This window comes from Oleispirillum naphthae, assembly GCA_027864655.1.
In the GTDB taxonomy this organism is placed as follows: Bacteria; Pseudomonadota; Alphaproteobacteria; order Rhodospirillales; family Rhodospirillaceae; genus Oleispirillum; species Oleispirillum naphthae.
Genome location: JAQAZG010000012.1, coordinates 78,792 through 101,402, shown reverse-complemented (window position 1 = coordinate 101,402; position 22,611 = coordinate 78,792). Strand labels below are relative to the sequence as shown.

The following is a 22,611-nucleotide window of genomic DNA, read 5'->3' as shown; positions in this document are numbered from 1 at the left end:
GGGGACGCGATGACCGACGAAACCCTCGCGCCGCTCTTCGCCGAGCTGCGCTTCACCGCGGACGGGCTGATCCCCGCCATCGCCCAGCAGTTCGACAGCGGCGAGGTGCTGATGATGGCCTGGATGAATGCGGAGTCCATCGCCGAGAGCCTGGCCGCCGGGCGGGTGTGCTATTGGTCGCGCTCGCGCGGCGCGCTGTGGCGCAAGGGCGAGACCTCGGGCCAGGTACAGGCGCTTGTGGCGCTGCGCCCGGACTGCGACGGCGACGCCCTGCTGCTGCTGGTGGACCAGAAGGGCGTCGCCTGCCACACCGGGCGGCGCAGCTGCTTTTTCCGCGAATGGCAGGCGGGCGGCCTGGTCACCCTGACCGAGCCGCAAATCTCCGAAGAGGACCTCTACGGGAAAAAGCCTACGGCTTGAGCGGCGCGACCAGCAGGCCGCGCGCCGCGCCCTTGCCCTTGGCGGCGTCCGGCCGGTCGGTGAGCACGATCGGCTCCTGCGGCGGCACGAAATCGGGCGGCGGCGGAACCGCAGCCGCCTTGGCCACGGGCTTTTCGGCCGGCTTTTCGGCGGGTTCGGGCGGCGGCGGCGCGGGCGTGGCCTGCGGTTTGTCCGGATTGCGGGAGGCGATGGCCCCCTTCTCCAGTTGCTCGTCGAACCACGAAAGCAGAGAGCCGAGGCCCCCGGCGTTCTCCGGCCCCACCGCCTCGGCGGGCTTCGCCGCAGGTTCGGCCGCAGGCTCGGCCGCAGGTTCGGCTTCGGGTTCCGCCGGGGTTGCGGCCTGCGGCGGCGGAGAAGCGGGCGCGGTCTGCGGCTTGTCCGGGTTGCGGGAGGCGGCGGCCCCCTTCTCCAACTGCCGGTCGAACCACGAGAACAGGCTCCCCAGGTCCTCCGCGACGTCGGAAAGGGTGAGCGACGAATCCTTGCCCGCCTCCTGCGCCCGCGCCGCGGCAGGCGCAAGCGCCAGAACCGCGGCCAGAGCCAACCGGAAAAACCGCATGCGCACGCTCATCCACCGCTTCCTTTTCACCCGCTCCGGCGCAGTATCGGCGCGAAGCCGCAAAGGCGTCAACCGCGCCTTGACGGCATTGCCGCCGCCCCCCACTTCGGAAACCCACGGTACAGGATTCCGCCGATGCCCGCACCCGCCGCCGATCCCCGCCTTCCTGTCACCCTGATCACCGGGTTTCTCGGCGCGGGAAAAAGCACCCTGCTCAACGCCCTGCTCGCCCGGCCCGGTTTCGCCGGATCGGCGGTGCTGGTCAACGAGTTCGGCGACATCGGCATCGACTCCGCACTGATCCGCGCCGTGGACGGCAACGTGGTGACGCTCTCCACCGGCTGCGTCTGCTGCGCCCTGCGCGGCGAGCTGATCGACGCGCTTAAGGACCTGCACTTCAAGCGGGTGCGCGGCCGGATCGCGGAGTTCGGCCGCCTCGTCGTCGAGACCTCGGGCCTCGCCGACCCCGCGCCGATCCTCGCCACTCTGCTGCGCGAGCCGGTGCTCGCCGCGGTCTACCGCATCGACGGCATCGTCGCGGTGATCGACGGCGAACACGGCGCGGCGCACCTCGACGAACGCAACGAGGCGCGGGTGCAGGCCGCCGTCGCCGACCGCCTGCTGATCTCCAAGACCGACCGCATCGATGCGGCGACGGAGGAAGCCCTCGCCGCCCGCCTGCGGGCGCTGAACCCCCTGGCCGAGATCATCCCGATGCGCTGGGGCGATGCCTCGGCGGAGGCGCTCTGCGGCGGCTTCGACCCGGCGCGCGCGGCCGCCTTCGCCGCAGCGGAAGAGCACCACCACGACCACCACCACGGCCACGACCACCGCGACGGCATCGCCGCCACCGTCCTGCCCCTCGCCCCCGGCTGGCCGCGCGCCGCGCTGGAAAGCCGCATCCGCCTGTTCCTGGCGCTCAACGGCGGCCGCGTGCTGCGCCTCAAGGGCATCGCCCGCTGCGCCGACGGCGGCCTGTGGGCGCTGCACGGGGTGCGCCATGTCGCCTATCCCGCCGCGCCGCTGCCCGCCTGCCCGCCGGAAACGGAAAACCGCGTCGTCGTCATCGCCGAGGAGCCGCCGGACGCCGCCGACCTGCTTACCGCGCCGCCCGGACCCGACGACACCAGAGACTAGATTTTTTTCACCTCCGCCCATTGAAACAACCGCGCCGCGTTCCTTCGCTCCGGCAGAAGGAAAACTCCATAAATTTTTCAAGGTTATCTACAAACATTTCCATACTTCCAAACGTCAGGCGATTTTTTTTTGATAATTCTTGATTTCGTCCGGGGGACCCCCATGTGCATTGCAGGTGGACTGACAGTGTTCAGCCTTCCTCTCTCAGGGTCCACTTCGCAGCCGGTCTCAAACACCGGCTGCCTTTTTTTATGCGGCATTGACGCACCGCCGCGGACATGGAAACCTCCGCCGATGAATTGCATCAAAGCCCTGCTTTTCCTCCTTATCGCCGGCGGCCTCGCCGCCCCGGCGCAGGCCGCCTCCACGGCCCGTACCGATCAGGCGGAGGTGCGCCTGATCGCCGCATCCGCCGACGTCCGCGCCGCAACCCCGGTGGACCTCGGCGTGGAATTCCGCCTCGCCCCCGGCTGGCACATCTATGCGAAGAATCCCGGCGACGCCGGGTTGCCCACCGAGGTCGCCTGGGTCCTGCCGCCCGGCGCGAGCGTCGGCGATCTCGCCTACCCGCCGCACCGCCGCTTCGACGAGGCGGGGCTTTCCACCTACGGCTATTCCGGCTCCGCCCTGTTCACCGCCCGCGCCGTGCCCGCCGCCGCGCCGTTTGCGGTGCGCGCCCGCGTCTCCTGGCTCGCCTGCAAGGAGATCTGCGTTCCCGGCGCGGCGGACCTGACGCTCGCCCTGCCCGCCGCCGCGGGCGCGCCCACACCCTCGGCGGAGGCCGCGCTGTTCTCCCTCGCCGCGCCGCCCGCACCCGCGCCGCCGCCCGCAGCCCCCGCCCTCGGCGCGGTGGCCGCCCTCGGCCTCGCGCTGCTCGGCGGCCTGCTCCTCAACCTCATGCCCTGCGTCTTCCCGGTGCTCGCGCTCAAGGTGCTGCACGTCGCCCACCTCGCCGCCGCACCCGCGGGCCGCGCCGCGGCGCGCCGCGACGGCGCGCTCTATGCCGCGGGCGCAATCTTAGGATTTGCCGCCCTCGGCGGCCTGCTCGCCGCGCTGGCCGCAGGCGGCGCGGCGGTCGGCTGGGGCTTCCAGCTGCAAAGCCCCGCCGTCGTCCTCGTCCTCGCCGTCCTCATGCTGCTGGTCGGGCTCGACCTTTCCGGCATCCTGCCGATGGGCGGCCTGCCCGCCGCGGCGCAGGCCCGCCTGCCCGCGGCGCGCGGCCCCTTCGCCACCGGGCTGCTCGCCGTCGCGGTGGCCAGCCCCTGCACCGCGCCGTTCATGGGCGCGGCGCTCGGCTTCGCCGCGGTGCAGACGCCGCTCCTCGGCTTCGCGGTGTTTCCCGCCCTCGGCATCGGCTTCGCCCTGCCCTTCGCCGCCCTCGGCTGGGCCCCCGGCCTCGCCCGCCTGCTGCCCAAGCCGGGCGCATGGATGGAGCGCCTGCGCCGCATCCTCGCCTGGCCGATGTTCGCCGCCGCAGCCTGGCTCGCCTGGGTGCTGGCGCAGCAGACCGCCATGGAGGGACTCACCGCCGCCGCCCTGGTCGTCCTCGCCGTCATCCTCGCCATCGCCATGCCGAAGGCGCGCCGCGTCGCCGCGCCCGTCGTCGCCGCACTCCTGGTCTATGCCGCCGTCACCGTGGAACGCCACCCCGCCGCCCAGGCCGCCGCCGCAGACGCCTATTCCGCAACCCGCCTCGCCGCGTTGCGCGCCGAAAACCGCCCGGTGTTCGTCGATTTCACCGCCGCCTGGTGCCTCACCTGCCAGGTCAACAAGCGCACCACCCTCGCCGACGCCGCGGTACTGAAAGCCTTCAAGGACAAGAACGTCGCCCGCCTCACCGCCGACTGGACGCAACGCGACCCGGACATCGGCAAGGCGCTCGCCGCACTCGGCCGCAACGGCGTGCCCGCCTACGCCCTCTACGCGCCGGGCCGGGCCACCCCCACCCTGCTGCCGGAACTCCTCACCCCCGGCACCGTGCTGGACGCTCTCGCGCCGCTGCCGCCGAAGTAAAACAAGGCCGGGGCTTGTATCTCTGACAAGAAGTTACGGGGTCAAGGGGACCGAGTCCCCTTGCGGGTCCGGGCGGCGCCCGGCCTGTTTTTCCCTACGCCGCCACCACCCCCGCGCGGGCGAGGACGGCGTGCATCAGGATCGAGGCTCCGGCGGCGAGGTGTTCCGGTTCGGCGTTTTCCGCCTCGTTGTGGCTGATGCCGTTTTCGCAGGGGACGAAGATCATTCCCGCCGGGGCGACCTCGGCGATGAAGGTGGCGTCGTGGCCCGCGCCGGAGACGATGTCGCGGTGGGGAAGGCCGAGGCGTTCCGCCGCGGCGCGGACGAAGGCGACGCACTCCGGGTCGAAGGAGAGCGGCGGGAAGTCGGCGGTGGGGGTGAGTTCCGCGGTCACGCCTGTCCGCTCTGCGATTTCGGCGACGCGGGCGGTGACCGCGGCGGCGAGCGCGTCGAGGTTTTCCGCCTCCCAGTGGCGCAGGTCGAGGCCCATCTCGACGCGTCCGGGGATGACGTTGCGCGAGTTGGGGTGGATGCGCATGTAGCCGACGGTGCCGCAGGCATGGCCGCCGGAGGCGAGCGCCGCGGCGTTCACCGCCTCGACCACCCGTGCGGCGGCGAGCAGCGCGTCCTTGCGGCGGCGCATCGGCGTGGGGCCTGCGTGGGCTTCCACTCCGGTCAGGGTGAGGTCGAACCACTTCTGCCCGAGGGTGCCGATGACCACGCCGATGGTCTTGCCTTCGTCCTCCAGCACCGGGCCCTGCTCGATGTGGGTTTCGAAGTAGGCGCCCACCGGGTGGCCGGTGGCCTTGCGGGTTCCGGCGAAGCCGATGCGCGCCAGTTCCGCGCCGACGGAGAGGCCGTGTTCGTCGGTCTTGGCGAGGGTTTCGGCGAGGCCGAGTTTGCCGATGAACACGCCGGAGCCCATCATGCACGGCGGAAAGCGCGAGCCTTCCTCGTTGGTCCAGGCAATCACTTCGAGGGGGGCCTCGGTCTCGATGCCGAGGTCGTTCAGGGTGCGCATCACCTCCAGGCCCGCCATCACGCCGAAGCAGCCGTCGAACTTGCCGCCGGTCGGCTGGGTGTCGATATGGCTGCCCATCATCACCGGCGGCAGGCTGGGGTTCTTCCCGGCGCGGCGGGCGAAGATGTTGCCGATCTCGTCGATTTCGACTTCAAGTCCCGCCGCCTCGCACCAGCGGACGAACAGCCTGCGGCCCTCGCCGTCCAGCTCGGTGAGCGCGAGGCGGGCGACGCCGCCCTTGGGGGTTGCGCCGATTTCCGCCAGGTCCATCAGGGAGCGCCACAGGCGGCCGCCATCGACCGAGAGGTTGGACAGGGCATGCGACATCTTTTCTTGCCTTCTTCGAAGCCCCTAGGGCCGGGGCAGAGCCATCAAAAACGAATTGGCCGCCTCGCCCTCCAGGGCGGTCATGTGCCGCTCCGCATCGCGCATGTGCTCCAGCATCAGGGCGCGCACCCGGTCGGCATCGCCTGCGCGGTAGGCCGCCATCAGGTAGCGGTGGTAATCGACGTTGGCCTCGCCGAACTGCCGGCGTTCCGGCTTGTAGGCCTGCTTCAGCACCACGAGGTCGCGCAGCATGTCGTTGAGGAAGCGCCCGACGAAGGCGAGCAGCGGATTGGGGCAGGCATCGGCGAGGATATCGTGGAAGTCGAGTTCGAGGACGCGCCGGCGCAGCTGTTCTTCCTCGCTTTCCGGAACGCGGCTGCACGCCGCGATGTTGGCCTCCAGCGCCACGTATTGCGCATCGGTGAGGCGGCCGACCACCGCGGCGGCGAGTTCCGGCTCCACCACCTTGCGGATCTGGTACACCCCCGCGCCGTCGATATGGTTGAAGTGCAGGAAGTTGCGCAGCATGCGCGCCGCCGGGGCGCTGTCCGCCGCGGCGAGGTAGGCGCCGCCGCCGGGGCCGGTGCGGGTGTAGACCAGGCCTTCCACCTCCAGCGCCTTCAGCGCCTCGCGCACCGTGCCCTTGGAGCAGCCGTAGGTGGCGATGAGGTCGCGCTCGCTGGGCACGCGGTCGCCGGGGTTGAGGCGCTGGGCGACGATCAGGCGCTTCACGTCCTCGACGATGATGTCGGAGAGCTTGGTGCGGCGGCGGGGCGGACGCTGGGGCATCGGAAGCCTGGTACGGAAGCTAATTTATACGGATAAATAGCATCATTCCAGGCAAGCGCCAAGAAAAAGTCTGCGCCCGCCCGCCCTGCCCTTACAGGAACACGCCGCCCGAAACCTCGATCCTCTGGCCGTTGATCCAGCCGGTCTCGCCGATGAGCAGCGTGGCGACGGCGCCGCCCACGTCGTCCGGCAGGCCGACTCGGCCGAGCGCGGTGGCCCCCGCGATGGCGCGGTTCATCTCCGCATTGTCGCGCACCGCGCCGCCGCCGAAATCGGTCTCGATCGCGCCGGGGGCGATGGCGTTCACCCGGATGTGGCGCGGCCCCAGTTCCTTCGCCAGATAGCGGGTGAGCACCTCGATGCCGCCCTTCATCGCGGCATAGGCGGAGAACCCGGGCAGGGAGAAGCGGGCGAGCCCGCTGGAGAGGTTGACGATGCGCCCGCCGTCCTCGATCAGCGGCAGCATCGCCTGGGTGAGGAAGAAGGCGCCCTTGAGGTGGATGTTCATCAACTGGTCGAACTGCGCCTCGGTGGTTTCGGCAAAGGGCACGTTGATGCCGATGCCCGCGTTGTTGACCAGGAAGTCGAAGCTCTTGCGCCCCCAGGTTTCGGCAAGCGCTGCGGCGAGGGCCTGCGCGAAGGCGGGAAAGCCGGCGCTCTCGCCGACGTCGAGTTGCAGGGCCGCCGCCTTGCGGCCGGAATCGGCGATTTCCGCCGCCACCGCTTCCGCCTCGGCGCGGCGGCTGTGATAGGTGAGAACGATGTCCACCCCGGCGCGGGCGAGGTGCAGGGCGGCGTTGCGGCCGAGGCCGCGGCTGCCGCCGGTGATCAGGGCGATCTTGGAGGAGGTCATGGAGCGCGTCCTTCATGAGTGGTGCATGAAGGAGGGATATAGTGGCGCGCCCTGCTGGATTCGAACCAGCGACCGCTCGCTTAGAAGGCGAGTGCTCTATCCAACTGAGCTAAGGGCGCGGAAAAGCTCGCATCAATTCCACTTCGACGCGGCGAAATTGTCGGAATAATTGTTGGGGACGAGGCGGCGGGCCTGCGGCTCCTCCACCTCGTAGGCCAGGCCTTCCTTCTCGGCGAAGGCGACGGCGGCCTCGCGGGTGTCGAAGGTCAGGCGGACCTGCGCCAGGGTGTCGCCGGAACCGACCCAGCCGACCAGCGGGTCGTTGACGCGCCGTTCCGCCGGTTCGAACTCCAGAACCCATTTCGCGGTGTTGCGGCGTCCCGACTGCATCGCGGTCTTGGCCGGTTTGAAGATCCGGGCTTTCGCCATGGCGTTTCCTTTCCTGATGATCCCACCCGCGGATGGTCGGGGTGATAGGATTCGAACCTACGACTTTCGGCTCCCAAAGCCGACGCTCTACCAGGCTGAGCTACACCCCGTGGCTTGGAAAATATGGGCAACCCCGCCGCAAGGCAACGCTTTTCAGGGCTTTGCCGGGCCGCCTTCGCGGCGAGCCCGGTCGCCCGCCCGGATGCCAAGAGCATCGGCACGGCCGCCGCCGATTTCAAGCACCCAGCGCACCGCAACCGGCGTGGCGATCACGGTTTCGTCGAAGGGGCGCGCCATCGCGTGGATGTGGCGGATGACGCCGTCCGCGTCGATGAACAGCATGTCGAGCGGAATCCGGGTGTTCTTCATCCACATCCGCGCCATCACCGGGCGGCCGTAGTCGAACAGCATGCCGCGCCCCGCGGCCAGGGCGTCGCGGTGCATCAGGCCGGTGGCGCGCGCCGCCGGGGTGTCGGCGATCTCGACGGAGAGCACCACCGGATGCGCCGCCTCGATGCGCAGGCGCGCCGTCTCCGCCGCGCCGGCGGGCAGCGGCGCGGCCAGCAGCAGCGCGCAAATCAGCAGCCCGATCGCCTTGCCCATGCCGTCGCCCTTGACCGTGGTCCCGCCCGGCACCATACAGGGATGAGCCGCGCGGGAAAAGCGCCCGCGCACCCTCACGGGGGGAGCCGCCGCCAAGCGGCTGAGAGGCCTCTTCTTCGAGGCGACCCCGGGAACCTGATCCGGTTCGCACCGGCGTAGGGACGTGAAAGCCCGATGAACACACCGGCCCCATCCGCCCTCTCCTCCCCGCCGCCCGGCATTTGCGTGTCCGCCGTGTCTCTGGCGCTCGGCCGCGTGCCGGTGTTCGAGGACTTTTCCTTCCGCGCCGAGGCCGGGCGGTTCACCGGCATTCTCGGGCCCTCCGGCGTCGGCAAGACGACGCTTCTGCGCGTCGTCGCCGGACTTGCGCCTGCGCCGGGCGCGGCGATCGGCGACGAGGACGGCGCGCCGCTTTCCGGCCGACTCGCCTGGATGGCGCAGCGCGATTTGCTGCTCCCTTGGCTCTCGGTGCTCGACAACGTGCGCCTCGGCGCGCGGCTGCGCGGCGAGGCGGCGGGCACCAAGGCCCGCGCGCACGCGCTGCTGGCCGCCGTGGGGCTGGCGGAGCGCGCCGCCGACCTGCCGGACACCCTCTCCGGCGGGCAGCGGCAGCGCGTCGCGCTCGCCCGCACCCTGATGGAGGACCGCCCGGTGGTGCTGATGGACGAGCCGTTCTCCGCGGTCGATCCGCTCACCCGCCTCGGTTTGCAGGACCTCGCCGCCCGGGTGCTCGCCGGGCGCACCGTGATCTTCGTCACCCACGACCCGCTGGAGGCGCTGCGCCTCGGCCACCGGGTGTTCGTGCTGAACGGCAGCCCCGCCACGGCGACGGAAATTCCCCTGCCGGAGGGCGCGTGGCCGCGCCCCGCCGACAACCCCGAGGTGCTGGCGGCGCAGGCGGCGATCCTGCGCGCGCTCGCCCCGGCGGAGGCCGCGCGATGATCCGCCGACTCGTCCTTCTCGCCGCCACCCTCGCCGCATGGAGCCTCGCCTGGGCCGCCTCGGGCCGCTACGACTACATCCTGCCGCCGCCCTGGGCGGTGGCCGCGGCCTTCGCCGACAACACCGCCCTGCTCGCCCATCACGCGGGCATCACCCTCGCCGAGATCGTCCTCGGCCTCGTCCTCGGCGGCGGCTTCGGCGCGCTCGCCGCGCTCGGGCTGGCGCTCTCGCGGCCCGCCGCGTTGTGGTTGTGGCCGCTTTTCGTGGCGACGCAGGCGCTGCCGGTGTTCGCCATCGCGCCGCTTCTGGTGCTGTGGCTCGGCTACGGCGTGGCCTCCAAGGTGGCGATGGCGGCGCTGATCATCTTCTTCCCCGTGGCATCGGGTTTCTACGACGGCCTGCGCCGCACCGACCCGGAACTCCTCGACCTCGCCGCGACGATGAACGCGCCGCGCCGCGCCGTCTTGCGCCACATCCGCCTGCCCGCCGCGCTGCCCGGACTCGCCTCCGGCCTCAAGGTCGGCGCGGCGGTGGCGCCGATCGGCGCGGTGGTCGGCGAGTGGGTCGGCTCCGGCGCGGGACTCGGCTTTCTGATGCTGCACGCCAACGCCCGCATGCAGGTGCCCCTGATGTTCGCCGCCCTCGTCCTTCTCGCCGCCGCCGCGGTGCTGCTGCACGCGGGCGTCGGCCTCCTCTTGCACCGCGCCCTGCCCTGGGCGCACGATAGCCTGGAGACTTCGCCATGACCTCCTCCCCCCTCGACAGCGGAACCCATGAGACCATGATCCCGGCCCTTCCCCGCCGCAGCTTCCTCTCCGGCCTCGGCGCGATCGCCGCAGCCGCCGCCGGCCCGGCGCTCGCCGCCGACTCCGCCGCCAAGGCCAAGCCGCAGGCTCCGGAACGCCTCAGGGTGATGCTCGACTGGTTCGTCAACCCGGACCACGCGCCGATCATCGTGGCGCAGCAGAGAGGCTTCTTCCGCGACGCCGGGCTTGCCGTGGAGCTGATCGCCCCCGCCGACCCCAACGCGCCGCCCAAGCTGGTGGCCGCCAAGGAGGCGGACATCGCGCTCACCTATCAGCCGCAGCTGCACCTTCTGGCCGAAGGCGGCCTGCCGATCGTGCGCATCGGCACCCTGATCGAAACGCCGCTCAATTCCCTGGTGGTGCTGAAGAGCGGCCCGGTGAAGGAGATCGCCGACCTCAAGGGCAGGAAGGTCGGCTATTCGATCTCCGGATTCGAGGACGCGCTGCTCGGCACCATGCTGCAGAGCCATGGGCTGAAGCTCTCGGACGTGACGCTGATCAACGTCAACTTCTCGCTTTCGCCCGCGCTGCTCTCCCATCAGGTGGACGCGGTGATCGGCGCCTTCCGCAATTTCGAACTCAACCAGATGGACATCGAGAAGCACCCGGGCCGCGCCTTCTATCCGGAGGAAAACGGCGTGCCGGTCTACGACGAGCTGATCTACATCACCCACCAGCAGCGCCTCGGCGACCCGCGCATCCGGCGCTTCCTCGACTCGGTGGAGCGCGCCGGTCTTTTCATCGTCAATCACCCGAAGGAGGCCTGGGCCGCGTTCATCTCCTACGAGAAGGGTCTGAACACCGAGGTCAACCGCCGCGCCTGGCGGGACACCCTGCCGCGCCTCGCGCTGCGCCCCCTGGCGGTGGACCGCACGCGCTATGTGCGCTTCGCCGAATACCTGTTCAAGCAGAACCTGATCGGCCGCCAGGTGCCGATCGACCGCTACGTGGTGTCCCTGAACTGAAAACCCGTCTCTCCCTTCCGGCAGGGCGATTTTTTTACCGCCGGTATTGCATCAAGCCCCGCCGAAAGATACCTTCGATTCTAGGAAGGCGCTTCGTTGCGCCGTCGGCTTGCGGTGCGTATCAATGCCTTGAAAGCGCACGTATCGGTCGGGTCGGAAAAGTGCGCACGACACCTTGGACGAGACTGGTTGTTGACTTTCCCGTTCCGCCGGAATAGCGTCCCCGGCCCCGGGCATGGATCCGTGGTCGGAGGCCCAAAGTAGGGAACGCTTCGGTATGAGCATCAGATCGATCCTCGTTCATCTCGCCAATGACGAGGAATATATGACTCGCCTGCGCGTCGCCTACAATCTTGCCTGTCGGCATAACGCGGTGTTGAGCGTCGTCTTCATCACCAGCCCGGTGCGCAGCCCCACCGCCGATGGCCGCACCTATTCCTATGCCTACACCAACGAGGTGGAGGACATCGCGGCGGAAAAATCCAAGACCGTGGAATACGAGTTCCGCCAGTGGTGCAAGCTGCACGACGTGCGCTACGAGTGGACCATGGTGGAGGGCGAGCACATCAAGGTGCTGACCCAGCTGTCGCACTATCACGACCTCGCCATCGTCAGCCAGAGCGACCCGCAGAACCTGGAAGAGATGCTGTTCGCCGAGTTGCCGGACCAGCTTGCCATGGTCGGCAGCTGCCCGGTGATCGTGCTGCCGCACGGCCAGCGCCGCATGGTGCTGGGCCGCCGCGTCCTGGTGGCGTGGAAGGAAACCGTGGAATGCTCGCGCGCCGTGCGCTCCGCCATTCCTTTCCTGCAGGAAGCCGAGTCGGTCACCCTGGTCTCCCGCGAGGGCGGCAAGGAGGCGGCGCTGTCGCTGGAGCGCATCGCCAACACCCTGCGCCTGCACGGCATCGAGCCTGCGGTGCGCGCGCCGCGCCACGGCGCCCGCGCGGCGGAGGGCCGGGTGCTGGAATACGCCCGCGAGTCGCGCGCCGACATGATCGTGATGGGCGGCTCCGGCAATTCGCGCCTGCGCGAACTGGTGCTCGGCGGCGGCACGCGCCGCCTGCTCTCCAGCGCCAACATCCCGATCCTGATGGCGCACTAGGCCGCCGGCCTCCCACGAAAAAGCCCCCGTTTCCGGGGGCTTTTTTCATCGCCGCGGCATGAGCCTCAGAGGAAGAACAGGTAGATCAGAAGCGCATAGACCGGCCCGAGAATGCCGAACGACCAGGCCATGTAGCCGAAGAAGCTCGGCATCTTCACGCCGCGTTCCTCGGCGATCGCCTTGACCATGAAGTTCGGCGCGTTGCCGACGTAGGTGTTGGCGCCCATGAACACCGCGCCGCAGGAGATCGCCATCAGGGTCGCCACCTCGCCCATCAAAACGTGCGCATCGCCGCCCGCGGTGTTGAAGAACACCAGATAGGTCGGCGCATTGTCGAGGAACGAGGAAAGCAGGCCGGTGAGCACGAAGTACATGGCGTTGATCGGCTCGCCCGCCGAGTCGGTCACCGCATGCACCACCGGCGAGAGCGCGCCGTGGGTCCCGGCCTTGAGGATGGCGATGGCCGGGATGATCGTCATGAAGATGCCGAAGAACAGCTTGCCCACCTCGATGATCGGAAACCAGTTGAAGGCGTTGGCCTTGCGGCTTTCGCGGCTGGTCAGCTTCCACGACAGGTAGGCGATGACGAGGAGCAGCACGTCGCGGGCGACGTTCTGGATCTCCAGCGGCACGTGATAGACCGACAGGGCGAATCGGTAGTCGTGCGGCCACAGGCCGCTCATCAGCACCGCGGCGACGATGCCGCCGAGCAGAAGGATGTTGACCTTGCCCTCGATGCCGATCTTCTCCTCCATCTCGCCTTCCGGGGCCTCGTGCCCCTCGTGGCGGTAGAACCAGGTGTCGATGGCGAAGAACAGCGTGAGCAGGATCGCCGCGGTGGTGAGAAGCGGCACCAGCACGTGCTGAGTCGGCCAGAAGAAGCTCACCCCCTTGAGGAAGCCGAGGAAGAGCGGCGGGTCGCCGAGAGGCGTCAGACCGCCGCCGATGTTGGCGACCAGGAAGATGAAGAAGACGATGATGTGGACCTTGTGCTCGCGGTGCTCGTTGGCACGGATGATCGGCCGAATCAGCAGCATCGCCGCGCCGGTGGTGCCCATCCAGCTGGCGAGGCAGGTGCCGGCGGCGAGGATGCCGGTGTTGAGAATCGGCGAGCCGTGCAGCGAGCCGGTGAGACGCACGCCGCCCGCCACGGTGAACAGCGAGAACAGCAGAATGATGAACGGCAGGTATTCCAGCAGGATCGAGTGCAGGACCTCGAACAGGACGGTGGAGAAGCCGAATTCGAAATAGGCCGGAACGAGGAAGCACAGCGCCCAGAACAGCGACGCCTTGCCGAAGTTGTGATGCCAGAAATGCGGCAGAATCAGCGGGAACAACGCGATCGACAGCAACATCGCGCAGAACGGCACGGCCCACAGCAGGCCGAGTTCCGATCCGTCGATATGCGGCGCGTGTCCCCCCGCGGCAGACGCCACCTGTTCCGCCGCGCTGGCCGCGAACGGATCGAGAAGGCAGGCTCCGCCAATCAAAAGAGCCACGAACGATGGCAGGATTTTTCTCATACCGCTGACGATTATTCACCCTGTTTCCGAGGAGATGCGTACTCCCCGTCACCCCCAGGGAACCCAAATCTCTTTCCGCTACGCAGGTGACGAATCAGTATGCACGAACCCCCGGAACGGGAAAAGACCGATTCGGAAAAATGTATCGCTTCTCGCCCACTCGTTCGCGTAGGGGCGGTGGAAACCTCCCCATCCGAACGTCATTTCGGCGATTTTCCGGGGCGAGGCGTCCAACGCCGCACCGTCACCGCCTGTCCGCGGGCGCTGACCATGGTGCGCGGGCGCAGCACGTCGTCCACCGCAGGGGCGGCGGTGGCGGGGGCCTCGCTGCGGGCGCGGCCGTAGAATGCGGCCATCGCGGCCAGCGGGATTTCGCCGCGCAAACCGTCGGCCAGAGCCCCCAGGTAGGGCGGTTGCGCCGCCACCAGATCGGTGAGGTAATCCGCCGAATAGGCGCCGAATCGCCGCCACACGCTGTCGAGAAATTGCGCCACCCGCTCCGGCGGCGGCACGCTCTCGATGTAGGGCCGCCCGCTCGCATAGACTCGCCAGACGTCGGGCTCGACGGGGCCGCTTTCCTCGGCGATGAAGGTGGCGGGCATCAGCTTCTCGCCGTGGTAGGCGGCGGCGAAATAGGCCTGGGCGAGATAGAGCAGGCGGTGCAGCTTCACCGGCTGCAGGTATTCCCCATCGTTGAGGGCTCGGTCGGTCAGCCAGATCACCACGTCGAAGGTGGAGGTGACGGCGGTTTTCGGCATCGGCGGCTCCCTCGGACTAAACGCGCGCCGTCATCATGGCCGCATCCGCGCCGATTCGCCAAGTCTCTTCGGGAGAAAATGGAGCGCCGTTTCAGAACAGGCGGTTGTAGGTCTCGCCGCCGACCTTCTCGATGCCCGAGATGACCCGCATGTTGGTCTCGTAGCGCCCTACGCCGCGCATCACCTCGACCGGCAGCAGCGTGGCGTCCGGCGACCAGTCGTAGGCGGTGAGCACCTCGTCGAGATGGCTGACCTGGGCATAGCGGGAAAACTCCGCCGCGCGCCTGCCGTCGCGGTCGCGGCGCTGCCCCTGCCCCGGCGGCCGGTAGCCGTCGTCATAGCGAATCGACTGCTCCTGCGCCCCGAGGGCATTGGACCCGCCGAGATCGTCAACCCGCTGGAAGGAAACGGACGCAACGTTCCGTCCGGCGTTCGCGACCCGAGTCGTCGCGGCCGGTCCGAAAGTCGGAGAAGAGACACGTTGCGTCGTGCTCATCCCTGCCCATCCTTTTCCCTGGGAAGCCGGGGCGTTCGCCGGACATTCCGGCACGCAAAACCGTCGCGGGGCGGCTCCTCCCCCCACGGCGTACCCGACACTTCCCACATCTAACTAAAGATGTGACGACGCGCAGGGTCGGTTGTCAATGCCTGCGGCCTTCAACGCTCCAGTGTGCCGTAGAGACGGTCGCCGGCATCGCCGAGGCCCGGCACGATGTAGGCCGAGTCGTTCAGCCCCTCGTCCAGCGCTGCGGTGACGATGCGCAGCCCCGGATAGGCGGCGGCGAGCGTCTTCACCCCTTCCGGCGCGGCGACCAGGGAGACGAACACCATGGACCCGACGGACGCGCCGTGGGCGAGCAGCAGCTTGATCACGTAAACGCTGGAATTGCCGGTGGCGAGCATCGGGTCCACCACCAACACCGGGCGGCCGGTCACGTCCCTGGGCAGGCGTTCCAGGTATTCCACCGGGTGCAGGGTTTCCTCGTCGCGGTAGACGCCGACGTGGGCGACATCGGCCTCCGGCATCGCGGCGAGCACGCCGTCGGCGAGCCCCAGCCCGGCGCGCAGAATCGGCACCACCAGCGGCACCGCGGCGAGGCGGACGCCACGCGCCGCGCGCACCGGGGTTTCGATGTCCACCTCTTCGAGCGGCAGGCTCCGCGTCGCCTCGATGGTCAAGAGGCACCCCACCTCTTTCATCAGGGCGCGGAAAAGCGGCGTCGGGGTGTCTTTGCAGCGCAACAACGTGAGCTTGTGGCGGATCAGCGGATGATCCACTACGATCAGGGACGAGCAGATTTCGGCCATAAGAGTCTTCCGGATTGAGGCGGACGCGCCGGACGGGCGCCACGTGGACAGGAGAACGATGATGGAATTGGGTCTGAAAGGCAAACGCGCTTTGGTCATGGGGGCGTCGCGGGGCCTCGGCCGCGGCATCGCGGCGAAACTCGCGGCGGAAGGCTGCGACCTCATCCTCGCGGCGCGCAACGCCGAGCGCCTCGGCGCCGACGCCGCCGCGCACACCGCGGCGCATGGCGTTTCGGCCACCGCGGTCGGCCTCGACCTCGCGGACGCGGCCTCGGTACAATCCCTGATCGCCACGGTCAAGACCCTGGGCGGGGTGGACATCCTGATCGCCAACGTCGGCGGCCCGCCGCCCTCCGGCGCGCTGGGGGTCGCCCCCGAGCAGTGGCAGAAGTTCTTCGAGAGCATGGTGCTCGGCATCATCCGCATCATCGACGGCCTGGTCCCCGGCATGCGCGAAAAGAAATGGGGCCGCGTCGTCGCCATCACCTCGAGCGGCGTGATCCAGCCGATCCCCACGCTCGCCATGTCCAACACCCTGCGCGCCTCGGTGGCCGCCTTCTGCAAGACGCTGGCCACCGAGGTCGCCGCCGACGGCGTGACCGTCAACGTGGTGCTGCCCGGCCGCATCGGCACCGAGCGCGTCGCCGAGCTGGACCAGGCCGCGGCGCAGCGCACCGGATGCACCGTGGAAGAGGCGCGCGCCAAGTCCGCCGCCGGCATCCCGATGAAGCGCTACGGCACGGTGGAGGAGTTCGCCTCGGTGTGCGCCTTCCTCGCCGGGGTGCCCGCGGGCTACATGACCGGCGGCATGATCCGCATCGACGGCGGCATGATCCAGTCGATCTGAGCGCATGCGGGGGCCGCCCGGCGGGCGGCCCCTTCCCGTCTCCGCGACGCATTGACAAGCCGGTACCGGAAGACTCGAATTTCCGACTCAAAGAATCGGCTTTATTTCCCTGATTCCCCTGACTCTCTGCCTGTTGACGACTCGAGTCGCATCGGGCATGATGACGGTTGGATACAGTCTTGACGGCACGTTTTGTCCTTTTTCGCTTCCCGCCCACTATGGGTTGCGGTATCAACGGACGTGCTCTTGTCCGGCGGAAGCCCGGACACGGACCGAGGGAACCGATGCAAGACGACCACCGGACCGCCGTGGGAACCCCACGGCGAATCGAACCCAGGCACCTGCTGGCGATGGGCCTCATCGTCGGCATTTCCGCCCTGACCCTTGCCGCGGCGATGACCGCAGGCCCGTCGGAGGCGACCGTCAACCGCAAGGACGATGTCTCCGCGGCGGCGTTGATGACTCCGCCGCCGCTCGACGGCGCCGCCTCGTTCGGCGGCCCCCGCGCCTTTCTCTACGGCGGCAGCGAATACCTGCCGGAACCCGCCCGCCGCCGCGCCGCGCCGGACGAGACGATCACTCCCGCCGCCGCGCCCGCCGGCCCGCAGGAGCGCGAGGTCGCCCTCACGGTGATGCCGGGCGACACCCTGGGGCAGATTCTCGACCGCAGCGCGGTCTCCCGCCAGGAGGCGCACGAGGCGATCTCCGCCTTGAAAAAGGTGTTCGATCCGCGCCGCCTCACCCCGGGGCAGGATGTCTCGCTGGTGGTGGTCGCCGACCCCGACGGCACGGTGACCCTCTCCCGCCTGCAGGTGGAGGCCGAGCCCGGCCGCCGCAGCATCGTCTCCCGCGGCGACGACGGCAGTTTCTCCGCCGACGAGGAACACGACCCGATCACCACCGAGACCCACGCCTTCTCCGGCGTGATCAACTCCAGCCTGTTCGCCGCGGGCGAGGCCTCCGGCATGTCGGCGGGCGCGCTGCAGCAGCTGATCCGCCTGTTCTCCTACGACGTCGATTTCCAGCGCGACATCCAGAAGGGCGACTCCTTCGAGGTGATGGTGGACCGCCGCACCCTGCCCGACGGCACCACCGTCGGCGACGGCGAGATCGACTACGCCGCGCTCACCCTCTCCGGCGTGACGCTGCGCCTCTACCGCTTCGAGGACCGCCAGGGCTTCGTCGATTACTACAACGAAAAGGGCATGAGCGTGCGCAAGGCGCTGTTGCGCACCCCGGTGGACGGCGCGCGCATCTCCTCCGGCTTCGGCCTGCGCAACCACCCGGTGCTCGGCTTCTCCAAGATGCACAAGGGCGTGGACTTCGCCACCCCGGTCGGCACCCCGGTCTATGCGGCGGGCGACGGCGTGGTGGAGAAGGCGGGGCCGTGGAGCAGCTACGGCAACTATCTGCGCATCCGCCACACCGGCACCTATTCCACCGCCTACGGCCACCTCTCCGGCTATGCGCGCGGCATTCACGCGGGCAGCCGGGTGCGCCAGGGCCAGGTCGTCGCCTATTCCGGCAACACCGGGCGCACCACCGGGCCGCACCTGCACTACGAGGTGCTGGTGGACAGCCGCCAGGTCAACCCGCTGAAGATCAAGATGCCGTCGGGCCGCACCCTGAAGGGCGAGGACCTGCGCCTCTTCGGCAAGCTGCGCACCGGCATGGACCGCGATTTCGCCCAGCTCTCCGGCCACAGCAAGGTGGCCGCCGCCGCCGCCGAGTCGGCGACGCGCTGAACCCTTCTTCCGCGAATTTTCCTGCCGACGCCCCCTCACGGGGGCGTTCGCGCTTGGGCCGGGGGCGGAAAGCGCGTAAAATGTAGTCAAGCGGTCTCGGGATGCGGCCAGAACCTACCCAGGACGAGATCGCGGACGGAGTTGCTCCTTGCGGCCGCACCCGATTCGCTCCGTTTCCGTCATCGGTCCGTCCATACCAGGGAGGGCACCATGACCAGCACCAAGACCGGCGGCGTCACCATCGACACCGGCATCGGCCTTTTGCGTATCTCCGATACCATTCCGGTTCCGGTCAAGACCGCATGGGCGCTGCTGACCTCGCGCCGGCACATCTCCAAGTGGTGGGGCGATTACGTCGCGATCGAACTGCACCCCGGCGGCGCCTTCGAGGAGCTCTGGACCTCTCCCGAGGGACACCAGAGCCGCGCCTTCGGCACGGTGCGCCAGGTCGCCGCGCCGCACCTGCTGGAAGTCACCTGGCGGGAGGACGCCTGGAACTATTCCACCACGGTGCACCTGCACCTGCGCCAGGTGGGCGACCAGACCCAGGTCAGCATCACCCACAAGGACTGGCCCGCGCCGGTCACCGACGCGGTGCGCGCCATGCTCGCCAAGCACTACTACGGCTGGCGCACCTGCCTGACGCGGCTCAAGGCCTACGCCGCGGACTTCGTGGCGGCGAAGGTCGCCACCGTATCGTGAACGGGTTCCGGCGGGGCATCCGCCCCGCCACGGACTTTCCTCAGCGCAGCGCGGCCAACCCGTTGATCAGATCGACGAGATCGAGAAGCCGCGGCAGGTAATGATCCGCCAACAGCGGCGGCAGCGGCGCGTGTGCGCCTTCCTCCGGCGCAAGGTCGCGCGCCAATCCCTCGACCAGGCGCTCCAGGCGCTTGCGGTGCAGCCCGAGGCGGCGCTGCACCGGGTCCGCCGCGACCCCGGCCAGAGCTCCGGCGGAAGCCAGCGCGAAAAGAAGCGCGCCGCCGGTGGCCGCGGTGAGGAAGGGCGTGGCCGCGGCGGGAAACGCCGCATACCACCAGCCGCCGATCGCGCCGCCGAGAGGAAAGGCGGAAATCGCCAGGCCGTTGGCCAGCGCGGCGGAGACCATCGGGGTGAGGCTCAGCACCCCCGGCGTGAAGGCGTGGAACGCCCCCGCGCCGAGGCCGAGCGCGCCCGCCTGTAGCGCCATCTCGGCCATCGCGGCGCGCCCGGCCGCGGCTCCGGCCAGCACCCGCGCCACCGCGGCGCGGAACTCGGGGGAATCGGCGCGCTCGGCGACCAGGCGCTCCACCTGCCGCACCCCGGCGGCGAGGCGCGGATCGGCGAGAATCTCCACCGCCAGGGCGTCGCGGGCGGAGAGCACGCGGCCGGTGGCGTCTTTCACCGGCAGTTCCAGCAGTTCGGTCATCAACAGGTGGTTGACCCGCCGCCCGACATCGGTGTCGAGCGCCAGCCGCGCCCGCGCCGCACGGGCCACGAGGGCGGGCGGCCGCCGCCCGCTCTTGCCCCAGGCCCACGCCGCCGCCGCGCCGGAGCGGCGCAGGGCGAATTCCGGCAGGGAGACCATCAGGTTGTAGGGGGCGCGCAACAGGTCCGGCCCGAGCGCGTGGCGGTGCAGCGCGAGGCTGCCGCGGAAGCTGAAGTGGCGGTCGATGAAGGGGGCGATGCGCTGCCGCCGCGCCGTAACGTAACGCGCCGCCGCCTGCAGCAGCAGCGCCTCCGCCGCGGCCCGCGACAGCACCACGGCGGGGGGAGAAATCCCCCCCGCCGGAACCGGAAGCGCGGCGTCCTCCCCGGTCATTCGAGCCAGGCCGAGGCCGGACGCCCGGCGATGAGCAGCCCGCTCTCGTCGGCGTCCACCCGCACCGTGTCGCCCTCGCCCACCGCGCCCGCCAGCAGACACATCGCCAGCGGATTCTCCAGGGTGCGCTGGATCAGCCGCTTCAACGGCCGCGCGCCATAGACCGGGTCGTAGCCGCGCTCCGCCAGCCAGACGCGGGCGGCGTCGCTCACCTCCATTTCCAGGTCGCGCTCCCGCAGCCGCTGTTCCAGGCGTTCCAGCTGAATCTTCACGATGCCGCCCATGTGCTCCGGCGCGAGGCGATGGAACAGCAGAATCTCGTCCAGCCGGTTGAGGAACTCGGGGCGGAAGGCGGACCGCACCACCGCCATCACCTGGTCGCGCGCCACGCCGGAGTCCTCGCCCGGCGGCTGCGCCGCGAGGATATCCGCGCCGAGGTTGGAGGTCATCACGATCAGGGTGTTGGCGAAGTCCACGGTGCGGCCCTGGCCGTCGGTGAGGCGGCCGTCGTCGAGCACCTGCAACAGCACGTTGAACACGTCGGGGTGCGCCTTCTCCACCTCGTCGAAGAGGATCACCTGATAGGGCCGCCGCCGCACCGCCTCGGTGAGCGCGCCGCCCTCGTCATAGCCGACATAGCCGGGCGGCGCGCCGATCAGCCGCGACACCGCGTGCTTCTCCATGTATTCCGACATGTCGATGCGCACCATCGCCGCTTCGTCGTTGAACAGGAACGCGGCGAGCGCCTTGGTCAGTTCGGTCTTGCCGACGCCGGTGGGGCCGAGGAAGAGGAACGAGCCGATCGGCCGGTTGGGGTCCTGCAACCCGGCGCGGGCGCGCCGCACCGCGTTCGCCACCGCCTTCACCGCCTCCGCCTGGCCGATCACCCGGTTGCCGAGCTCCGCCTCCATGTGGCGCAGCTTCTCCTTCTCGCCTTCCAGCATCTTGTCCACCGGAATGCCGGTCCAGCGCGCCACCACCTGCGCGATGTGGCGTTCGGTCACCACCTGGTCGAGGATGCGCGCGTTCGCCGCGCCCTCGGCCTGCCGCAACTGCGCTTCCAGCTTCGGCACCTCGCCGTAGAGCAGGCGGCCCGCCTCCTCGAAACGGCCTTCGCGCTGGGCGCGTTCCGCCTGGATGCGGGACTGCTCCAGCCGCTCCTTGATCCTGGTGGAATCCGCCAGCGTCGTCTGCTCGCTCTTCCACTGCGCGGTCAGCTCGGCGGAGCGCTCCTCGAGGTCGGCAAGCTCGCCTTCCAGCTTCTCCAGCCGCTCCCGCGACGCCGGGTCCTTCTCCTTCTTCAGCGCCTCGCGCTCGATCTTGAGCTGCACCAGGCGGCGGTCCACCTCGTCCAGTTCGTCCGGCTTGCTGTCCACCTGCATGCGCAGGCGGCTGCCCGCCTCGTCCATCAGGTCGATCGCCTTGTCGGGGAGGAAGCGGTCGGAGATGTAGCGGTCCGACAGCGTCGCCGCGGCGACCAGGGCGGAGTCGGAAATCCGCACGCCGTGGTGCAGCTCGTACTTCTCCTTGATCCCGCGCAGGATGGAAATCGTATCGGCCACCGTCGGCTCGCTGACGAACACCGGCTGGAAGCGCCGCGCGAACGCCGCGTCCTTCTCCACGTGCTTCCTGTATTCGTCCAGGGTAGTCGCGCCGACGCAGTGCAGGTCGCCGCGCGCCAGCGCCGGTTTCAGCAGGTTGGAGGCGTCCATCGCGCCTTCCGCCGCGCCCGCGCCGACCAGGGTGTGCATCTCGTCGATGAACAGGACGATCTCCCCCGCCGCCGACTGGATTTCGGTGAGCACGCCCTTCAGGCGCTCCTCGAACTCGCCGCGGTATTTCGCGCCCGCCACCATCGCCCCGAGGTCGAGGGCCAGAAGCTTCTTGTCGCGCAGGGAATCCGGCACGTCGCCGTTGACGATGCGCAGCGCCAGGCCCTCGACGATGGCGGTCTTGCCGACGCCCGGCTCGCCGATCAGCACCGGGTTGTTCTTGGTGCGGCGCGACAGCACCTGGATGGTGCGGCGGATCTCCTCGTCGCGGCCGATCACCGGGTCGAGCTTGCCGTCGCGGGCGCGCGCGGTGAAGTCCTGGGTGTACTTCTTCAGCGCCTCGAACTGGTCCTCGGCGTTGGCGGAGTTGGCCGCCCGGCCCTTGCGCATCCCGGCGATCGCGGCGTTGAGCCCCTGCGGCGTCACCCCGGCGCGCTTCAGCGCCGCGGCGGCCTTGGTGCCCTCGGCCAGAGCCAGGGCAAGCAGCAGATACTCCGCGGTGACGTAGGAATCCCCGGCCTTGGCCGCGGCCTGTTCCGCCGCATCGAGGAGACGCACCAGCGCGGGCGCGGTGTAGACCTGGCCGGAGCCGCCCTCCACCTTCGGTTCCTTGGCGAGCGCGGCCTCGACCTCGGCCTTCGCCGTCTCCGGCTTGCCCTTCGCGGCGCGGATCAGGTTGGCGGCCAGACCCTCGCCGTCGTCGAGCAGCGCCTTGAGCAGGTGCTCCGGCAGGAATTGTTGATGATCGAGGCGGATCGCAGTCTGTTGCGCCGCCTGAAGGAACCCCTTCGAGCGTTCCGTGAATTTTTCGATGTCCATGTTCCGTCCCTCTCGTGGCGACACTTCCCACAAGCCCCGTTGCGGCAGCTT

Annotated in this window: 22 protein-coding genes, 2 tRNA genes and 1 riboswitch; of the genes, 10 read left to right on the top strand and 14 right to left on the bottom strand. The window is 69.5% G+C overall.

Annotated elements, in window-relative coordinates; translation table 11 throughout:
* Nucleotides 1-9 precede the first annotated feature (9 nt).
* Nucleotides 10-420 (top strand): phosphoribosyl-AMP cyclohydrolase, encoded by a 411-nt coding sequence (gene hisI, locus O7R11_RS12975; RefSeq protein ID WP_337997954.1) that lies wholly within the window; start codon nt 10-12, stop codon nt 418-420.
* Here the strand turns inward: hisI and O7R11_RS12970 are convergent.
* Nucleotides 410-1,012 carry a hypothetical protein gene (locus tag O7R11_RS12970; RefSeq protein ID WP_337997953.1) on the bottom strand — a complete coding sequence of 201 codons (603 nt, stop codon included), beginning with the start codon at nt 1,010-1,012 and terminating at the stop codon, nt 410-412. The two genes, hisI and O7R11_RS12970, sit on opposite strands and share 11 nt — an antisense overlap.
* 123 nt (nt 1,013-1,135) lie before the next feature.
* On the opposite strand from O7R11_RS12970, the gene O7R11_RS12965 reads away from it, so the two are divergent.
* Both O7R11_RS12965 and O7R11_RS12960 read left to right on the top strand, forming a co-directional pair.
* On the top strand, nt 1,136-2,137 hold the full coding sequence (locus O7R11_RS12965; RefSeq protein ID WP_337997952.1) for a CobW family GTP-binding protein: 1,002 nt from the start codon (nt 1,136-1,138) through the stop codon (nt 2,135-2,137).
* Between the two features lie 294 nt (nt 2,138-2,431).
* Nucleotides 2,432-4,150, top strand: coding sequence for a protein-disulfide reductase DsbD family protein (locus O7R11_RS12960; RefSeq protein WP_337997951.1), 1,719 nt, complete (start codon nt 2,432-2,434; stop codon nt 4,148-4,150).
* A 94-nt stretch (nt 4,151-4,244) separates the two neighbouring features.
* On the opposite strand, the gene O7R11_RS12955 is transcribed toward O7R11_RS12960, so the two are convergent.
* The 7 genes from O7R11_RS12955 to O7R11_RS12925 form a co-directional block, all read right to left on the bottom strand.
* Nucleotides 4,245-5,498 carry a Zn-dependent hydrolase gene (locus tag O7R11_RS12955; RefSeq protein WP_337997950.1) on the bottom strand — a complete coding sequence of 418 codons (1,254 nt, stop codon included), beginning with the start codon at nt 5,496-5,498 and terminating at the stop codon, nt 4,245-4,247.
* 24 nt (nt 5,499-5,522) lie between these two features.
* A complete protein-coding gene (locus tag O7R11_RS12950; RefSeq protein ID WP_337997949.1) occupies nt 5,523-6,287 on the bottom strand; it encodes a FadR/GntR family transcriptional regulator in 765 nt (254 codons plus the stop codon).
* A 91-nt stretch (nt 6,288-6,378) separates the two neighbouring features.
* A complete protein-coding gene (locus O7R11_RS12945) occupies nt 6,379-7,140 on the bottom strand; it encodes an SDR family NAD(P)-dependent oxidoreductase (RefSeq protein WP_337997948.1) in 762 nt (253 codons plus the stop codon).
* Nucleotides 7,141-7,182: 42 nt separating this feature from the next.
* Nucleotides 7,183-7,259, bottom strand: a tRNA-Arg gene (locus O7R11_RS12940).
* 13 nt (nt 7,260-7,272) lie between these two features.
* Nucleotides 7,273-7,569, bottom strand: a complete 297-nt coding sequence (locus O7R11_RS12935) for an ETC complex I subunit (protein WP_337997947.1) — start codon at nt 7,567-7,569, stop codon at nt 7,273-7,275.
* Nucleotides 7,570-7,602: 33 nt separating this feature from the next.
* Nucleotides 7,603-7,679, bottom strand: a tRNA-Pro gene (locus tag O7R11_RS12930).
* A 43-nt stretch (nt 7,680-7,722) separates the two neighbouring features.
* Nucleotides 7,723-8,208, bottom strand: a complete 486-nt coding sequence (locus O7R11_RS12925) for a DUF192 domain-containing protein (RefSeq protein ID WP_337997946.1) — start codon at nt 8,206-8,208, stop codon at nt 7,723-7,725.
* Nucleotides 8,209-8,241: 33 nt separating this feature from the next.
* A riboswitch (TPP riboswitch) is annotated at nt 8,242-8,351 on the top strand.
* A gap of 46 nt (nt 8,352-8,397) precedes the next feature.
* On the opposite strand from O7R11_RS12925, the gene O7R11_RS12920 reads away from it, so the two are divergent.
* The 4 genes from O7R11_RS12920 (at nt 8,398) to O7R11_RS12905 (ending at nt 11,987) form a co-directional block, all read left to right on the top strand.
* Entirely contained in the window at nt 8,398-9,114 is a 717-nt protein-coding gene (locus tag O7R11_RS12920; RefSeq protein ID WP_420792994.1) for an ABC transporter ATP-binding protein, read from the top strand.
* A complete protein-coding gene (locus O7R11_RS12915) occupies nt 9,111-9,860 on the top strand; it encodes an ABC transporter permease (protein WP_337997945.1) in 750 nt (249 codons plus the stop codon). The genes O7R11_RS12920 and O7R11_RS12915 overlap by 4 nt, the downstream gene beginning before the upstream one ends.
* A 35-nt stretch (nt 9,861-9,895) precedes the next feature.
* Nucleotides 9,896-10,885 carry an ABC transporter substrate-binding protein gene (locus O7R11_RS12910; RefSeq protein ID WP_420792995.1) on the top strand — a complete coding sequence of 330 codons (990 nt, stop codon included), beginning with the start codon at nt 9,896-9,898 and terminating at the stop codon, nt 10,883-10,885.
* A gap of 277 nt (nt 10,886-11,162) precedes the next feature.
* Nucleotides 11,163-11,987 carry a universal stress protein gene (locus tag O7R11_RS12905; RefSeq protein WP_337997943.1) on the top strand — a complete coding sequence of 275 codons (825 nt, stop codon included), beginning with the start codon at nt 11,163-11,165 and terminating at the stop codon, nt 11,985-11,987.
* A 65-nt stretch (nt 11,988-12,052) separates the two neighbouring features.
* On the opposite strand, the gene O7R11_RS12900 is transcribed toward O7R11_RS12905, so the two are convergent.
* From O7R11_RS12900 to upp, 4 genes are all read right to left on the bottom strand, one after another.
* Nucleotides 12,053-13,486, bottom strand: coding sequence for a sodium:proton antiporter (locus O7R11_RS12900; protein WP_337997942.1), 1,434 nt, complete (start codon nt 13,484-13,486; stop codon nt 12,053-12,055).
* A gap of 224 nt (nt 13,487-13,710) precedes the next feature.
* Nucleotides 13,711-14,268 carry a Panacea domain-containing protein gene (locus tag O7R11_RS12895; RefSeq protein ID WP_337997941.1) on the bottom strand — a complete coding sequence of 186 codons (558 nt, stop codon included), beginning with the start codon at nt 14,266-14,268 and terminating at the stop codon, nt 13,711-13,713.
* 91 nt (nt 14,269-14,359) lie between these two features.
* Nucleotides 14,360-14,764 carry a hypothetical protein gene (locus O7R11_RS12890; protein ID WP_337997940.1) on the bottom strand — a complete coding sequence of 135 codons (405 nt, stop codon included), beginning with the start codon at nt 14,762-14,764 and terminating at the stop codon, nt 14,360-14,362.
* Nucleotides 14,765-14,925: 161 nt separating this feature from the next.
* Nucleotides 14,926-15,576, bottom strand: a complete 651-nt coding sequence (gene upp / locus O7R11_RS12885; protein WP_337997939.1) for a uracil phosphoribosyltransferase — start codon at nt 15,574-15,576, stop codon at nt 14,926-14,928.
* A 58-nt stretch (nt 15,577-15,634) separates the two neighbouring features.
* Between upp and O7R11_RS12880 the strand changes: the two genes are divergently transcribed.
* From O7R11_RS12880 to O7R11_RS12870, 3 genes are all read left to right on the top strand, one after another.
* Nucleotides 15,635-16,423, top strand: coding sequence for an SDR family oxidoreductase (locus O7R11_RS12880; RefSeq protein WP_337997938.1), 789 nt, complete (start codon nt 15,635-15,637; stop codon nt 16,421-16,423).
* Between the two features lie 284 nt (nt 16,424-16,707).
* Nucleotides 16,708-18,168: a M23 family metallopeptidase gene (locus tag O7R11_RS12875; RefSeq protein ID WP_337997937.1), complete on the top strand. Its 1,461-nt coding sequence runs from the start codon at nt 16,708-16,710 to the stop codon at nt 18,166-18,168.
* Nucleotides 18,169-18,378: 210 nt separating this feature from the next.
* Nucleotides 18,379-18,870 (top strand): SRPBCC family protein, encoded by a 492-nt coding sequence (locus O7R11_RS12870; RefSeq protein ID WP_337997936.1) that lies wholly within the window; start codon nt 18,379-18,381, stop codon nt 18,868-18,870.
* Nucleotides 18,871-18,910: 40 nt separating this feature from the next.
* Here the strand turns inward: O7R11_RS12870 and O7R11_RS12865 are convergent, their stop codons facing one another.
* Nucleotides 18,911-19,969, bottom strand: coding sequence for a DUF6635 family protein (locus tag O7R11_RS12865; protein WP_337997935.1), 1,059 nt, complete (start codon nt 19,967-19,969; stop codon nt 18,911-18,913).
* Nucleotides 19,966-22,560 carry an ATP-dependent chaperone ClpB gene (gene clpB, locus O7R11_RS12860; RefSeq protein WP_337997934.1) on the bottom strand — a complete coding sequence of 865 codons (2,595 nt, stop codon included), beginning with the start codon at nt 22,558-22,560 and terminating at the stop codon, nt 19,966-19,968. Before clpB ends, O7R11_RS12865 begins: the two co-directional genes overlap by 4 nt.
* Nucleotides 22,561-22,611 lie beyond the last annotated feature (51 nt).

What these genes read in the sequence shown, in the direction of transcription:
- hisI (WP_337997954.1), top strand. Translation starts at nt 10, where the DNA reads ATGACCGACGAAACCCTCGCGCCGCTCTTCGCCGAGCTGCGCTTCACC.
- O7R11_RS12970 (WP_337997953.1), bottom strand. Translation starts at nt 1,012, where the DNA reads ATGAGCGTGCGCATGCGGTTTTTCCGGTTGGCTCTGGCCGCGGTTCTG.
- O7R11_RS12965 (WP_337997952.1), top strand. Translation starts at nt 1,136, where the DNA reads ATGCCCGCACCCGCCGCCGATCCCCGCCTTCCTGTCACCCTGATCACC.
- O7R11_RS12960 (WP_337997951.1), top strand. Translation starts at nt 2,432, where the DNA reads ATGAATTGCATCAAAGCCCTGCTTTTCCTCCTTATCGCCGGCGGCCTC.
- O7R11_RS12955 (WP_337997950.1), bottom strand. Translation starts at nt 5,498, where the DNA reads ATGTCGCATGCCCTGTCCAACCTCTCGGTCGATGGCGGCCGCCTGTGG.
- O7R11_RS12950 (WP_337997949.1), bottom strand. Translation starts at nt 6,287, where the DNA reads ATGCCCCAGCGTCCGCCCCGCCGCCGCACCAAGCTCTCCGACATCATC.
- O7R11_RS12945 (WP_337997948.1), bottom strand. Translation starts at nt 7,140, where the DNA reads ATGACCTCCTCCAAGATCGCCCTGATCACCGGCGGCAGCCGCGGCCTC.
- O7R11_RS12935 (WP_337997947.1), bottom strand. Translation starts at nt 7,569, where the DNA reads ATGGCGAAAGCCCGGATCTTCAAACCGGCCAAGACCGCGATGCAGTCG.
- O7R11_RS12925 (WP_337997946.1), bottom strand. Translation starts at nt 8,208, where the DNA reads ATGGTGCCGGGCGGGACCACGGTCAAGGGCGACGGCATGGGCAAGGCG.
- O7R11_RS12915 (WP_337997945.1), top strand. Translation starts at nt 9,111, where the DNA reads ATGATCCGCCGACTCGTCCTTCTCGCCGCCACCCTCGCCGCATGGAGC.
- O7R11_RS12910 (WP_420792995.1), top strand. Translation starts at nt 9,896, where the DNA reads ATGATCCCGGCCCTTCCCCGCCGCAGCTTCCTCTCCGGCCTCGGCGCG.
- O7R11_RS12905 (WP_337997943.1), top strand. Translation starts at nt 11,163, where the DNA reads ATGAGCATCAGATCGATCCTCGTTCATCTCGCCAATGACGAGGAATAT.
- O7R11_RS12895 (WP_337997941.1), bottom strand. Translation starts at nt 14,268, where the DNA reads ATGCCGAAAACCGCCGTCACCTCCACCTTCGACGTGGTGATCTGGCTG.
- O7R11_RS12890 (WP_337997940.1), bottom strand. Translation starts at nt 14,764, where the DNA reads ATGAGCACGACGCAACGTGTCTCTTCTCCGACTTTCGGACCGGCCGCG.
- upp (WP_337997939.1), bottom strand. Translation starts at nt 15,576, where the DNA reads ATGGCCGAAATCTGCTCGTCCCTGATCGTAGTGGATCATCCGCTGATC.
- O7R11_RS12880 (WP_337997938.1), top strand. Translation starts at nt 15,635, where the DNA reads ATGATGGAATTGGGTCTGAAAGGCAAACGCGCTTTGGTCATGGGGGCG.
- O7R11_RS12875 (WP_337997937.1), top strand. Translation starts at nt 16,708, where the DNA reads ATGCAAGACGACCACCGGACCGCCGTGGGAACCCCACGGCGAATCGAA.
- O7R11_RS12870 (WP_337997936.1), top strand. Translation starts at nt 18,379, where the DNA reads ATGACCAGCACCAAGACCGGCGGCGTCACCATCGACACCGGCATCGGC.
- O7R11_RS12865 (WP_337997935.1), bottom strand. Translation starts at nt 19,969, where the DNA reads ATGACCGGGGAGGACGCCGCGCTTCCGGTTCCGGCGGGGGGGATTTCT.
- clpB (WP_337997934.1), bottom strand. Translation starts at nt 22,560, where the DNA reads ATGGACATCGAAAAATTCACGGAACGCTCGAAGGGGTTCCTTCAGGCG.